Here is a 12,480-nt window from a genome sequence, read left to right as displayed (position 1 = left end):
GAGATGACCGGGATGAACGAGAACCCCCTCGACCTCCTGCCCGAGGTCCTGCTCGCCGCCTCGGCCGTGCTCGGGCTGCTGCTCGGAGCGTGGCTGCCGCGTCGCCGTCAGTGGCTGATCGGGGCCATGGCGGGCGCGGCCTGCATTGGGGGGATCGTGGCTGCCGCCATCGCCGCGGCCGGGCCGGTGGAGACGGCCTTCGGTGAGTCCTTCGCCATCGATCCGCTCACGGCCACCAGCAGGATCGTCATCCTGGGCGGCACCCTGCTCGTCCTCGCGCTCGCCATGCCACGCTTGTACGCCGACCCGCGCGAGACCGAGTTCTACGTCCTGCTCCAGCTCGCTTCCGCGGGTGCCCTCGTACTGGCCGGAGCTCAGGACCTGCTGCTCCTCGCCGCCGGCTACCTGCTGGCGAGCGTGCCCGCCTACGCGCTCGCCGGATTCCGCAAGGACGGCCCCGGCACCGAGGCGGCCCTGAAGTTCTACGTCGTCGGCGCGCTGCTCGGCGTCCTGATGCTCGCCGGCATCACCGTCCTGCTCGCCGCCGGCCGGGCGACCGCGTACCCCATGCTGCGCTCCGAGCTCGCCGAGGCACCGGCCGGACTGGTGGCGGTCGGCACGCTCGCCCTGCTCGCCGGTGTCCTGTTCAAGGCCGGAGGCGTGCCCGGCCACTTCTGGGTACCGGACGCCGTCCAGGGCAGCTCGGCCCCGGTCGCCGCCTTCCTCACCACCATCCCGAAGGTCGGCGCCCTCGCGGCCCTCTACCGACTCGCCGCCGTGCCGCTGGCGGACGCAGACCTGCCCTGGGCCGACCTGGTGGCGGTGCTCTCGGTCGCGTCCATGACCCTGGGCAACCTGGCGGCCTTCTTCCAGCAGGACGTCAAACGGCTGCTCGCGTACTCCACCATCAGCCAGGTCGGCTACCTCCTGCTCCCGGTGGCCGTCGCCGGGCGCACCGACCTCGACCAGGAGGCGCTGCTGTACTACCTGGCCGGGTACGCGCTGACCAACCTCGGGGCCTTCGCCGTCGTCTGCGCACTCCCCGCGGCCCACGCCATCGACGACTACCGGGGCCTGGCACGGGCGCGCCCGGCGCTGCTGGCCTCGCTCGTCGTCTGCCTGCTGGGCCTGGTGGGCACGCCCCCGACCGCGGTCTTCCTCGGCAAACTGGAGGCCTTCAGCGCGGCCTTCGACGGCGGCTACGCCTGGCTGGCCGTCGTCGCAGCCGTCAACACCGTGGCCTCCCTCTTCTACTACCTGCGCTGGATCGCCCCGGCGTTCCTCGCACGCGGACCCGCGGGTGACGCCAGTACGACATCACGGACGGCCGCCGTGATCGCCTACGGGGCGGCTACCGGATCCGTCGTACTGGGGCTGCTCGGCGGAACCGTCCTCGACGTACTGGGCGGTTCGCTCGCGCCCTGACCGCTCAGGCTCGCAGACGCCGCCCGAGACGTTTCCCGGCTGTGTCGGTCGGCCCAGTGCCAACTCACTTAGTAGTATCCCAGTAGGTCGAGTACGGAGGGCAGGCTGAGCATGGGCGGGCGGCTGCGCGCGGGTGGGGCCTTCGGGTACCTCCTGCTGGTCGTCATGCTCACGCTGGGCGTGTTCGCCATGCACACGATGGGCCACCCGGAAGGGTCGTCGGGGCACGGCATGAGCGGCGCCGTCCCTGCTGTCGCAGATGGGCACCAGGACGGTATGGCCCCGAAGGCCGCAGCCGCCGAGGCCCCTGCCGAGCCGGAGCTGATGGCCGAACACGGGACCGCGGCGTCGGCTGCCACGTCGCCGGTGCACGAGCTCCCGAGCGGCATGGACCCGATGTCCGTGTGCGTGGCGGTGCTCACCGTATGGCTGCTCGGGCTGGTCCTGCGTGCGGCGGTGGCCCGTCGGCATGAGCCGTTGACCGCCCTTCTCGCTCGATCGATGGCCCTGGCGCGCCCCAGCACTCCACCGCCAAGACCGCTCCTGTCTCAGTTGTCAGTTCTGCGGATATAGGCCGAACCGTCGCGGCGGCCCACTCGGTGCTGCCTGCGCAGACGCGCACGCCACCACACAGACAGAACTGACAACAAGAGGTATTTCGCACATGACTGCCTACAAGCACGCCTTGAACCGTCGTCTCCGCCGCCGTCTGGCGATGGCGGCCGCCATCACGGCGGGCGGGCTGCTGCTCGCCGCCTGCGGCGGGAACGACATGGAGGGCATGGACCACGGCAGCGGCAACTCCGCCTCCGCCACGTCCACCCAGACGGCGGGTGACAACCCGGCTCCCGGCGCGTTCAACGACGCGGACGTCACGTTCGCGCAGATGATGATCCCGCACCATGAGCAGGCCCTGGAGATGGCCGAGCCGGCGGACGGCCGGGCCTCCGACGCGGAGATCAAGACCCTGGCCGCGGACATCGAGAAGGCCCAGGATCCCGAGATCCAGACCATGAAGTCCTGGCTGAAGGCCTGGGGCAAGCCGGAGTCCGCCGAAGAGAGCATGCCGGGCATGGACCACGGGTCCGGCGGCATGGACCACTCCCAGATGTCCGGAATGATGTCGGACGAGGACATGAAGAAGCTCGAGGCCGCCAAGGGCACCGAGTTCGACCGGATGTTCGCGGAGATGATGATCGAGCACCACAAGGGCGCGATCACCATGGCGGAGGACGAGCAGAAGAACGGCCGTAACGCCACGGCCAAGAAGCTCGCCGCCGACGTCGTGAAGACCCAGTCCGCCGAGGTCGAGAAGTTCGAGAAGATCCTCGACCGGCTCTGATCCGCATCACCCACCGACCGCCCAGGGATCCGAGGCGCGCACCCGAGGAGCCCGGGCGGTCATCGACACGGCGGCCGATGAGGACGACGGCATGTCCTCCGGCGTCCTGGTCGGTGTGATCGTCGTCGCCCTGCTCGTGCTCGGCGGCGGGGCCTGGTGGCTGGTCAAGCGCCGCGCCGCCTCGTCCCAGAGCTGACGTTCACCGCCGTCGCCCGGGGAGAAACCGCCCCGGGCGACGGCCGGCAGGCTGTCGTGAAGTTCTCCAGCCGATGACGGAGCGTCAGGTCGAGCGGTGCCGAATTCAAGCCAATAGGCGCATGCAGGCTCTGCCCACCTGCTGAGCCGACTGCACGCAGATTGATGTTCTCCTGGCGCCCCGTTGCCGCGGGGCGCCGCCTCTTCAGACGGTACCCATCCGCAGATTCCAGCGGCCCTCCCGGCCGGTGAGCTGGAAGGCGGACAGCGGTGGAACGTCGATGCGCCAGAACGACCGCTGCGGCGCTGCCAGCGCATGCACCACCGCAGCGCGCGCGATGGCCTGTTCGACCACGGCCACCGCCCGCCCCGTATCGGCCGGCAGCGCGTCCAGCCAGGCGGCGATCCGGCGACACACCTGACCCACGGACTCGCCGCCGTGCGGGACCGCTTCGGGATCCGACATCCAGGCAGCGAGCCCGGCACCGTCACTGGTTGCCACCTCACTCAGGGTTCGGCCGTGCCATCTGCCCATGTCGACGTCCCGCAGGGCCGGTTCGACGTCGGCGCCATCCCAACCCAGGGCCTGCGCCGTCTGCCTGCACCGCTGTGAAGGCCCCGTGTACCAGGCGGCCGTGGGCAGGGCGGCGGCGACCGCCCGCACCTCCCGTAGCGCCCGCTCGTCCAGGGGCGAGTCCGCGCCGAAGCGCACATCGCGCTCCACGGTGGCGGCGGCGCACAACAGCGTGAGCCGAACGGTCATGAATGGCCCTTTCCCCCGGGGGTCGGTTCATCGTAGGTGGCGTACGCCATGTTGGCCGAAGGCCCTATTGCCCCTACGCTCTGGGACGACAAGGACGACGGCGCCACGGAAGTCCGGTGCAAGCCCGGCACGGTCGCGCCACTGTGTGCCACCCCTCCAGCCAGGCGAGGGTGGTGAGTCAGACCCAACGCCGTCGTCGCGTGCTCCACACGATGCGGGACGCGTTGTTCCCGAGGAGGTCTCGCCATGGCGCAGTCCACTGCCGCCCCCACCCCCACCACCCAGACCCTCACGCCGCTGCCGCTGCGGGCCATCGCCCCCTGGGCGGTCTTCTTCGGCGTCCTGATGCTGGTCCTGCTGTACTTCGTCGGCGCCGAACAGGGCGCCACCGCCGTGGTCTCCGGTGAGGGCGTGCACGAGTGGGTGCACGACGCCCGCCACCTCCTCGGCTTCCCCTGTCACTGACGGAGCACTCATCCATGAACTCCGTCACCGTACGCACCCTGTTGGTGCGCGGCATGCTCGCCGGCATCGGCGCCGGCGTGCTCGCCTTCGTCTTCGCCTACCTGGTCGGAGAAGGCCCCGTCGACGCGGCCATCGCGTTCGAAGAGGCCAACTCCCATGAACACGGCGGTGAGGAACTCGTCAGCCGTTCCGTGCAGTCGACGGCCGGCCTGGCCACGGGCGTGCTCGTCTTCGGCGTCGCCATCGGCGGCATCGCGGCGCTCGCGTTCTGCTTCGCCCTCGGGCGGATCGGCCGGTTCGGCGCGCGGGCGACCGCCGGACTGACCGCGCTCGCCGGGTTCCTCCTGGTCTACCTGGTACCGATCCTGAAGTACCCGGCGAACCCGCCCGCCGTCGGCGACCCCGACACGCTCGACAAGCGCACCGTCCTGTTCGTCCTGATGATCGCGCTGAGCGTTTTGCTGGGGATCGCCGCGGTCCTGCTGGGCCGGCAGGTGGCCCCGGCCTGGGGCAACTGGAACGCCTCCATCGCCGCCGGCGGGGCCTTCGTCGCGGCAGTGGCCGTCGCCATGGTCGTCCTGCCGTCCGGCGAGAACACCCCGAAGGGTTTCCCCGCCACCGACCTGTGGGAGTTCCGCCTGGCCTCCATCGGCGTCCAGGCCGTGCTCTGGGCGGCGTTCGGGCTCCTGTTCGGCTACCTGGCCGAACGCGTCCTCGAACCGGAACCGGCCGGCGGCCGGGTCTCCACACTGGCCGCCTGAACCGTCGGACACACGCGGCGGGATCCACCGGGGGCGCGCCCGGAGGATTCCGCGGGTGTCCGTACGTACGGTCGGTCAGACAGGTGACGGCCTGATGCCCGTCACGCCTTCCACATGCTCATGCCCTACCTCCGCAGCCCACCTGTCCGGCGGGCTCGGGCTCGCGGTCTGGGCGGTCGGACGTCCCCTCGGTCCGCGTCACCGGAATGTCCGCCGCGCCGCTCGACGACGCCCACACGTGAGGTGATCGACGAGGCCGGCCACGAGCTCACCGGGCGGGTGTGATGCCCTCCGCTGCCCCGGAAGACTGACAGGTCGGCCGTCTACTATGGCCGTGCGTATTCGCTTGCGCATCCGGTGAGGAAAGGGAGTCAGGGCCATGCGGCGGCTGGGGGATCTCGAGGCGGAGATCATGGATCGTCTCTGGACGTGGAACCGTCCGGCGACGGTGCGCGAGGTCGTCGACGACATCAACAAGACCCGTCCCGTCGCCTATACGACCGTGATGACTGTCACCAACATCCTGTACACCAAGGGCTGGTTGCTGCGTGGCAAGCAGGGCCGCGCCTGGCAGTACACCCCGGTGCGGAGCCGCGAGGCGTACGCCGCCGCGCTCATGGAGGACGGTCTGGGGGAAAGCAAGGACCGCCCGGCCGCCCTGGTCCACTTCGTCGAGAACATGTCCGACGACGAGCTGGCCGCCCTGCGCAGGGCCCTGCGGACCGTGGGACAACAGGCGAACTCGTGAACGCGGCCCCCGTCCTGGTCGGTTACACGGCGCTGGTGGGCTTCGTCGCTCCGCACCTCCTCCTGCGCGCCCAATGGCCGTACCGGGCGCCCGCCCTGGCCGCCGCCGTCTGGCACACCTTGACGGTCTCCTTCTCGATCGGGGCCGCGCTCACCGCGTACAACCTCGCCATGCCGACCGAGCACCTGCATGCGGGTCTGCTGGGTCTGCTGCACTCCTGCGGACTGGACGTCGACGCGGGCGCTCCGGATCCCGCGACCGCGCATGGGCTCGCCCTCGCCCTGCCCGCCGCGATCGGGATCGCCCTGTTTGCGAGCTTTTCCTTCCAGGTCCTGCGAGCCCGTCGCGCGCGGGCCCGGCACCGGAAAGCGGTGGATCTGGTGGGCCGCCACTCGGCCCGGCTGAGCGCCACCGTCCTGCCGTACGACGTTCCCGCCGCCTACTGCCTGCCCGGCCGCCATCCCAGGGTCGTGGTCAGCGACGCGGCCGTGCGCGAGCTGACGTCCGAGCAGCTCGCCGCCGTACTGGAACACGAGCAGGCCCACATCGCCGGCCGCCACCATCTGGCCCTGGCCGCCGTGGAGGCGTTCCACCGGGTCTTCCGCCGACTGCCGTTGGCCTGCCATGCCCGTGAGCAGACGGAGCTGCTGTTGGAGATGGTCGCGGACGACCGTGCCCTGCGCGGCCATCCCGACGAGGCGTTGGCGACCGCGATGTACGAGATGGCGGCGGCCCGCGCTCCGAAGGGGGCGTTCGCGGCAGGTGGCCACACGGTGCTGATCCGCCTGCAGCGGGTCCTCGGCCCACGCCGGGCCTTTCACCCCGTCATCTGGGGGGCCGTGGCCGCTGCTGCCGTGGCCGTTCCGCTGCTGCCGCTGCTCGTCGCCTGCCCGCCCGGCCTCAGCTGACCGCTGCCCTGTCGCAGCCGACCTGTTTCAAGTGAGACCTTTGTGACTCGTACTTACTTGCGAGGCATACTACGAAGCTACTAAGTTCTAATAAGTTCTAACGCGTTTACTCCGGCCGGCCTGCCACGAGTCGCCGGTTCCAGACGGCCGGGTCCCGGCACCGTCGCCTTTGCCCGCAGAACGCGCTAAGGAGTCGCCCGCGCATGGGAACCCACCGTCGGCCGAAGCCGCCCAGCCGCGCCCGGATCGCCACGCTCGGCATGGCGGCCGGCGCCGTCAGCCTCCTGCCGACGCAGAGTCAGGCGGCCCCCAAGCCCACGGTGGACGAGGTCCGCAAGCAGGTGGAGAAGCTCTACGAGGAGGCCACGGGCCCCACCGAGGAGTACAACGCCATCCGGGAGAAGCAGCAGAAGCTGCAGGGCGAGGTCGACAGCGCGCGGGACCGGCTGGCCCGCAAGCAGCAGGAGGTCAACGAGCTGCGGGAGGCGATAGGCCCGCTGGCGGCGGCGCAGTACCGCCGCGGCGGCATCGACCCGAGCGTGGAGCTGTTCCTGTCCGGCGACCCGGACGACTATCTCGAGCAGGCCGAGATGCTCGATCGTACGAGCAACCGGCAGGCCGAAGCCCTGCGGGCGATGCAGGCCAAGCAGCGTGAACTCACGCAGGAGCGCGAGGCCGCCCAGAAGCGTCTGGAGGCCCTGGAGGAGACGCGCACCAAGGCCGCGAAGAAGAAGGACGAGGTCCAGGACAAGCTCACGAAGGCGCGCAGACTCCTGAACAGCCTGACCGCCGCGCAGCGCGCCAGGATGGAGGCCGCCCAGGAGCGGGACGACGCCGCCGCGGGCGTCAGCGACTCCGCCGCCACCTACAACGGTCCGGCCAGCGGCCGCGCCAAGGCCGCCCTCGACTTCGCTTACGCGCAGCTCGGCAAGCCCTATGAGTGGGGCTCCACCGGGCCGAACTCCTACGACTGCTCGGGGCTGGTGGGCGCCTCCTGGCGCGCGGCGGGCGTCTCGCTGCCGCGTACCGTCAAGCAGATGTACGACGCCGGCCGCAAGGTGGCCAGGTCCGACCTGCAGCCCGGCGACATCATCTACTGGTACAACGACAACCAGCACAACGGCATGTACGTCGGCAACGGCAAGGCCATCCACGCGCCGCGCACCGGCAAGAACATCGAGATCGTCCCGCTGGACTCCATGCCGTACTTCGCCGCGTCCCGGCCCTGAGACCAACACCCCTGCCGCCCAGGAACTTCGTGACCGCACGTCCGACCACCGCACGCTCCGGTCACGCCCCGTGGGCGGGTCGGCGGACGAGCCGCGCGCCCCGGTCCGCCTTCTCTGATGCCGCCGACGGCGGCCAGATCGTCGGCCACAGCGGCCGGGTCCACGCCTGCCGGCGGCGTGGCCGCCTCGGCGATGTCACCGAGGCTCCGCAGTCCCTGCGGCGCGGGACTGAGACCAGCCACGCCTGAAGCTCGGCAAGCAAAGCCGTACCGTCCCATCGCCGTTCCACGCAGCCCGACGAGTGCGGCGGTGGTCTCCTCCCTGGCGGCTTCTGCCGGTTGGTCCTCCGTGACCATGGCTGAACTTTGCCGGTGAGGTCGTTGTGGCAGTTCCGTGAAGGGTCCTTTATCGGCCAGACACAACGTGACTGGTTGTCGATGTGTGCCACTGACTGCATGCCGAGAAAACGCCTGATGGGCAGGCCTATGTCCGAATTGGGTGGACCTTGTTCGCGGCTGAGCGGTTTCTCTCCGTAACGTGTCCGAATGAGGGCAAGTACCGTTCCCTATCGCACACTTGAGTCTGCATGCAAGTGGTCGTGTTTCAGTCAACCTTGTAAGGTGATCTTGGCCGAGATGGATCGATAAGTAGACAATATTCCGGATGGTCGGCCTGGGGGCAAGGAACCACTGCCTGACGAATGACCTCGGGATCCGGACGGACACGGGGGCAGTTGTAGGAGGGTTTGTGGAACGCTATTTCACCAGCGAGTGGCACGAGGACATACGACACAGGGTGCGAGAGTTCGCAGAGCGAGAGGTGCGTCCGCGGATAGCGGAGATGGAGACTTCCCGCGCGGTGGCCCATGACCTGTCCAGGCTCATTGCCCGGCAGGGCTGGATCGGCGTGACCATCCCCAAGGTGTACGGCGGGATGGAGGCCGGGCACCTGGCCAAAACGATCATCATTGAGGAGCTTTCCCGCGTCAGCGGGGCCATGGGGGCCATGGTGCAGGCCTCCCAGCTCGGCGTCGCCAAGATCCTTCACTTCGGCAGCGCGCAGCAGAAAGGGACCTGGCTGCCGCGTATCGCCGCGGGCGACTGTCTGCCGACGATCGCGGTCACCGAACCGGAGTCGGGCGGCCACGTCCTGGGGATGGGCAGCACCGCCGTCCGCGACGGCGACGACTACCTCCTCAACGGCCGCAAGGTCTTCGTCGGCAACAGTCACGTCGGAGACCTGCACGGCGTGGTCGTGCGTACGGGTGAGGGATCGAAGGGACTGTCCGCCTTCCTCGTCGAGGCCGACCGCCCCGGCTTCTCGCTCGGCGAGCTGCAGCCCGCCATGGGCCTGCACGGCTTCAGTTTCGGTGAGCTGATCTTCGACAACTGCCGGGTGCCGGCGGCGAATCTGCTCGGCACCGAGGGCCAGGGCCTGGCCGTCGCCTACTCGTCGAGCATTCTCTACGGCCGGCCCAACCTGACCGCGGTCTCCCTGGGTATCCACCAGGCCGTCTTCGAGGAGACGACCGCCCTGTGCATCGAGCGTGAGCGGTACGGTGCACCGCTGGGTGAACTCACCAACATCAAGCTGAAGCTGGGCAGGATGAAGTCCCGGCTGATGACGGCCCGGTTGGCCGCCTACCACGCCGTCCACCTGCTCGACCAGGGGCTGCCGTGCGACGCGGAGCTGATGAACGCCAAACTGCTCAACGTCGAGGCGGCCGTCGACTCGACCCGCGACGGGATGGAGATCCACGCCGCGAGCGGCCTGTTCACCGACCGCCCTGTGGAGCGTTATCTGCGCGACGCCCATCACATCTACGCACCCGCCGGCACCTCCGACATCCAGCTGCTGCGACTCGGCGAGGTCGCGCTCGGCATGGCCAAGGGCCAGTGGTCCGAGCACCTGGCCGATCTCGTACGAACCGTGGAACCGCCGCGTAGGGACGAACAGCTCGAGCCGGCCGGTCACGCGGGCTGAAGCACAGGGAGCCACGGACACAGCGTCGTGCCCGCGGCTCCCACATCTGGTTCAGGGGGCTTGCGCGGGAAACGGAGGCCCGCCCGTGTGCGCTCAGAGCTCGCCCCGTTCCTCCATGGTGTGGATCCGCTCGACCAGTTGCTGCGCCATCGACTTGATGGTCGCCAGGCCCTCCCGCCCCCAGGGGTGGGTGTCCGTGTCCACCACGCAGATCGTCCCCAGGGCCATGCCCGTCTTCCAGTCGATCAGCGGCGCGCCCATGTACGAGCGGATACCGATCTCGTCCACGACACGATTCCCGGCGAACCGCGGATAGTCGCAGACGTCCTCGAGCACCAGCGCCTTCTTGCGCACGACGACGTGCGGGCAGTAACCCTGATCACGCGTCATCGTCCGCCCGACCTCTGCCTGCTGCTGTGCGGGCTCCAGCTGCACCCCCGGCCGACCGGCGGCGTAGAGGCCGGCGAAGTACTGGCGGTTCTCGTCGATGAAGTTGACCATCGAGAAGGGCGCGCCGGTGACCTGTGCCAGGTTGCGTGCGAACTCGTCGAATTCCGGGATGGGGACGTCCCCGATGCCGAGCTCGCGCAGCCTGGCCACCCGGGCAGGTGCGTCCCGGTCCTCCGGGGTCAGCAGCAGATGGCTGGTCGGGTCGTACTGGAACTGGGACTGGCTGTAGGGAACCGGGGCTGACATGCAGGCTCCAATCGGTTGCGCTGAGCGGGCCTCAGCGCAACGGGTTAAGCTCCGCGGGCGGTGCGCCGGGAGTCGAGGCGAGCAGGTGCTGTACGAGGGCGATCAACACGCGGGTTCCGGAGTTGCACTGCCGCGCGTCGCACATCACGACGGGTACGTCGGGCTTGAGGCCGAGGGCCGCGCGAACCTCTTCGGAGGTGTAGCGATAGCCACCGTCGAACTCGTTGACGGCCACGATGAAGCCGATGCCGCGCCGTTCGAAGAAGTCGACGGCGGCGAAGCAGTGGTCCAGCCGGCGGGTGTCCGCGAGAACCACGGCGCCCAGCGCCCCGCTGGACAGCTCGTCCCACATGAACCAGAACCGCTCCTGCCCGGGCGTGCCGAACAGATACAGGACGTAGTTCTGGTCCAGGGAGATGCGGCCGAAGTCCATCGCCACGGTGGTGGTCGACTTGTCCTCGATGCCCACCAGGCTGTCCGTCCGGGCGCTGACCTGAGTCAGCAGTTCCTCAGTGCTGAGCGGTTCGATCTCGCTCACCGCTCCGACGAACGTGGTCTTGCCGACCCCGAAGCCTCCGGCAATGAGGATCTTCAGGGCGGTGGGGAAGGGGTCAGAGCCGCTTGCGAAGACCATGCAGCACCGCCTCCAGGAGGTTTCGGTCGGTAGGGGAGGTCGCCTCGAGGGCATTGGGCGCTCGCGCGGAGAGCGCCTCGTACGTCACGAGGTCGGACAGCAGAACTTTGGTGATGACGGCCGGCAACCGCAGGTGAGCGGCCACCTCGGCGACCGTGACGGGCGCGTCGCACAGAGCGAGGACCCGGTCGTAGTCGGGGCCGAGGTAGGTCTGGGGCCGGATGCCCGTGGCCATCACGAGGGTGAGGAGGTCGAAGTGCGCCGAGGGACGGGTGCGCCCATTACTGACGGCATACGGACGCACCAACCGCCCGGCCTCGTCGTCGAGCCACGACCCGTCCTCCGCGTCCGACATCCTCAGCGCCCCGGATCCATCGACGCGCCGGCGGTCTGCTGTCGGGCGGGCGTAGCGAGATACGGCCGGACACTCTTGACCAGCATGGCCATCTCGTAGCCGAGCACGGCGGCGTCGGCCTGCCGATCGGCCAGGACGGCCAGGCAGGCGCCGGAGCCCGCCGCACACACGAACATCAGGGCGGTGTCCAACTCCACCACCACCTGCCGTACGTCGGCTCCCTCGGCGAACTGCACGCCCGCGCTGCGGGCGAGCGAGTGGAGACCGGACGCCAGGGCGGCCAGGTGGTCTGCTTCGGTGGCGGTCTCGAACCCGTCAAAGGCTTTCGCGAGTCCGTCGGAGGACAGCAGCAGGGCGCTGCGGGTGTAGGGGACCCTCTGGACGAGTCCGGCCAGAAGCCAGTCGAGATTCTTCGGCTGGCCGGCATGCATGTCGCTCACGGTGGCGTCTTCTCCTTGCTGCAAGTACGGGGCCTGCGGTCAGCGAGAGCCGTCGGTGGGGGGCTCGTCGGGTTCGTTGTCGGCGAGGCTGACTCCGCGCCGGAACGTGGCCATCAGCCCCGGATCGTGCTCCACCTCTTCATCCTGGGACCTGCGGGAGACAGGACCGTTCCGGAGCTCCGGCACCAGGTGTTCCTGTGCGTGGCGCTGCGGCAGCGGTGGCCGCTCGTCCCGGGGGGCCCTGCGGTACGCGGACTCGCCGTCACGCGGTGCCGTCGCTCCCGCGCCCCGGGCATGCGGCGGGGGGGAGCGGGGGGGGGGGGGGGGGGGGGGGGGGGGGGGGTTGGGGGGGGGGGGGGGGGGGGGGGGGGGGTGGGGGGGGGGGGGGGGGGGGGGGGGGGGGGTGGTTGCCGGGGCGTTGGCCGTGGGGGCTTGGACGCAGGTGGGAACTGTGGGGTACGTGGTGGAACGGGGGCTGTTGCCGGAGGCGGTGGCGGCCAAGTACCGGGAGCCTTGGGTGGGGTACCACTGGATCA

Annotated in this window: 15 protein-coding genes; 10 read left to right on the top strand and 5 right to left on the bottom strand. The window is 69.8% G+C overall.

Going from position 1 to position 12,480, the window contains the following annotated elements:
• The first annotated feature begins 3 nt into the window (after positions 1-3).
• From CLM62_RS44840 to CLM62_RS44830, 3 genes are all read left to right on the top strand, one after another.
• Positions 4-1,425, top strand: a complete 1,422-nt coding sequence (locus CLM62_RS44840; RefSeq protein ID WP_095755789.1) for an NADH-quinone oxidoreductase subunit N — start codon at positions 4-6, stop codon at positions 1,423-1,425.
• A gap of 111 nt (positions 1,426-1,536) precedes the next feature.
• Positions 1,537-1,998: a hypothetical protein gene (locus tag CLM62_RS44835; protein WP_095755662.1), complete on the top strand. Its 462-nt coding sequence runs from the start codon at positions 1,537-1,539 to the stop codon at positions 1,996-1,998.
• A 91-nt stretch (positions 1,999-2,089) separates the two neighbouring features.
• Entirely contained in the window at positions 2,090-2,767 is a 678-nt protein-coding gene (locus CLM62_RS44830) for a DUF305 domain-containing protein (RefSeq protein ID WP_095755661.1), read from the top strand.
• 400 nt (positions 2,768-3,167) lie between these two features.
• On the opposite strand, the gene CLM62_RS44825 is transcribed toward CLM62_RS44830, so the two are convergent.
• The gene (locus tag CLM62_RS44825) at positions 3,168-3,725 is read right to left on the bottom strand and encodes a histidine phosphatase family protein (RefSeq protein WP_095755660.1); all 558 of its coding nucleotides are present in this window, start codon (positions 3,723-3,725) and stop codon (positions 3,168-3,170) included.
• Between the two features lie 246 nt (positions 3,726-3,971).
• Here CLM62_RS44825 and CLM62_RS44820 point away from each other — a divergent pair, with 246 nt between their 5' ends.
• The 7 genes from CLM62_RS44820 to CLM62_RS44790 all read left to right on the top strand — a co-directional run bounded on the left by CLM62_RS44820 (position 3,972) and on the right by CLM62_RS44790 (position 9,819).
• Positions 3,972-4,190 carry a CbtB-domain containing protein gene (locus CLM62_RS44820; protein WP_046916555.1) on the top strand — a complete coding sequence of 73 codons (219 nt, stop codon included), beginning with the start codon at positions 3,972-3,974 and terminating at the stop codon, positions 4,188-4,190.
• A 14-nt stretch (positions 4,191-4,204) separates the two neighbouring features.
• A complete protein-coding gene (locus CLM62_RS44815; RefSeq protein ID WP_095755659.1) occupies positions 4,205-4,951 on the top strand; it encodes a CbtA family protein in 747 nt (248 codons plus the stop codon).
• Between the two features lie 379 nt (positions 4,952-5,330).
• Positions 5,331-5,699, top strand: coding sequence for a BlaI/MecI/CopY family transcriptional regulator (locus tag CLM62_RS44810; RefSeq protein WP_095755658.1), 369 nt, complete (start codon positions 5,331-5,333; stop codon positions 5,697-5,699).
• Positions 5,696-6,607, top strand: coding sequence for a M56 family metallopeptidase (locus CLM62_RS44805; RefSeq protein WP_095755657.1), 912 nt, complete (start codon positions 5,696-5,698; stop codon positions 6,605-6,607). The genes CLM62_RS44810 and CLM62_RS44805 overlap by 4 nt, the downstream gene beginning before the upstream one ends.
• A 203-nt stretch (positions 6,608-6,810) precedes the next feature.
• On the top strand, positions 6,811-7,836 hold the full coding sequence (locus CLM62_RS44800; RefSeq protein ID WP_095755656.1) for a C40 family peptidase: 1,026 nt from the start codon (positions 6,811-6,813) through the stop codon (positions 7,834-7,836).
• 29 nt (positions 7,837-7,865) lie between these two features.
• On the top strand, positions 7,866-8,084 hold the full coding sequence (locus CLM62_RS44795) for a hypothetical protein (protein WP_095755655.1): 219 nt from the start codon (positions 7,866-7,868) through the stop codon (positions 8,082-8,084).
• A gap of 499 nt (positions 8,085-8,583) precedes the next feature.
• Entirely contained in the window at positions 8,584-9,819 is a 1,236-nt protein-coding gene (locus CLM62_RS44790) for an acyl-CoA dehydrogenase family protein (protein WP_095755654.1), read from the top strand.
• Positions 9,820-9,912: 93 nt separating this feature from the next.
• Here the strand turns inward: CLM62_RS44790 and CLM62_RS44785 are convergent, their stop codons facing one another.
• Genes CLM62_RS44785 through CLM62_RS44770 form a run of 4 tightly spaced genes read right to left on the bottom strand, consistent with a single transcriptional unit; the run spans position 9,913 to position 11,935 of the window.
• On the bottom strand, positions 9,913-10,515 hold the full coding sequence (locus CLM62_RS44785) for a GAF domain-containing protein (protein WP_095755653.1): 603 nt from the start codon (positions 10,513-10,515) through the stop codon (positions 9,913-9,915).
• 31 nt (positions 10,516-10,546) lie between these two features.
• Positions 10,547-11,149, bottom strand: a complete 603-nt coding sequence (locus CLM62_RS44780) for an ATP/GTP-binding protein (RefSeq protein ID WP_095755652.1) — start codon at positions 11,147-11,149, stop codon at positions 10,547-10,549.
• Positions 11,127-11,504, bottom strand: a complete 378-nt coding sequence (locus CLM62_RS44775; protein WP_095755651.1) for a DUF742 domain-containing protein — start codon at positions 11,502-11,504, stop codon at positions 11,127-11,129. Before CLM62_RS44775 ends, CLM62_RS44780 begins: the two co-directional genes overlap by 23 nt.
• 2 nt (positions 11,505-11,506) lie before the next feature.
• Entirely contained in the window at positions 11,507-11,935 is a 429-nt protein-coding gene (locus CLM62_RS44770) for a roadblock/LC7 domain-containing protein (protein WP_095755788.1), read from the bottom strand.
• Between the last annotated feature and the right edge of the window lie 545 nt (positions 11,936-12,480).

Origin of the sequence: Streptomyces sp. SA15 (genome assembly GCF_002291145.1) — a bacterium.
Classification (GTDB): Bacteria; Actinomycetota; Actinomycetes; order Streptomycetales; family Streptomycetaceae; genus Streptomyces.
This window is presented reverse-complemented; position numbering and strand designations above follow the sequence as displayed.

Bases quoted from the DNA above. Each gene is read 5' to 3' on its own strand.
- CLM62_RS44840 (WP_095755789.1), top strand. From the start codon at position 4: ATGACCGGGATGAACGAGAACCCCCTCGACCTCCTGCCCGAGGTCCTG.
- CLM62_RS44835 (WP_095755662.1), top strand. From the start codon at position 1,537: ATGGGCGGGCGGCTGCGCGCGGGTGGGGCCTTCGGGTACCTCCTGCTG.
- CLM62_RS44830 (WP_095755661.1), top strand. From the start codon at position 2,090: ATGACTGCCTACAAGCACGCCTTGAACCGTCGTCTCCGCCGCCGTCTG.
- CLM62_RS44825 (WP_095755660.1), bottom strand. From the start codon at position 3,725: ATGACCGTTCGGCTCACGCTGTTGTGCGCCGCCGCCACCGTGGAGCGC.
- CLM62_RS44820 (WP_046916555.1), top strand. From the start codon at position 3,972: ATGGCGCAGTCCACTGCCGCCCCCACCCCCACCACCCAGACCCTCACG.
- CLM62_RS44815 (WP_095755659.1), top strand. From the start codon at position 4,205: ATGAACTCCGTCACCGTACGCACCCTGTTGGTGCGCGGCATGCTCGCC.
- CLM62_RS44810 (WP_095755658.1), top strand. From the start codon at position 5,331: ATGCGGCGGCTGGGGGATCTCGAGGCGGAGATCATGGATCGTCTCTGG.
- CLM62_RS44800 (WP_095755656.1), top strand. From the start codon at position 6,811: ATGGGAACCCACCGTCGGCCGAAGCCGCCCAGCCGCGCCCGGATCGCC.
- CLM62_RS44785 (WP_095755653.1), bottom strand. From the start codon at position 10,515: ATGTCAGCCCCGGTTCCCTACAGCCAGTCCCAGTTCCAGTACGACCCG.
- CLM62_RS44780 (WP_095755652.1), bottom strand. From the start codon at position 11,149: ATGGTCTTCGCAAGCGGCTCTGACCCCTTCCCCACCGCCCTGAAGATC.
- CLM62_RS44775 (WP_095755651.1), bottom strand. From the start codon at position 11,504: ATGTCGGACGCGGAGGACGGGTCGTGGCTCGACGACGAGGCCGGGCGG.
- CLM62_RS44770 (WP_095755788.1), bottom strand. From the start codon at position 11,935: ATGCATGCCGGCCAGCCGAAGAATCTCGACTGGCTTCTGGCCGGACTC.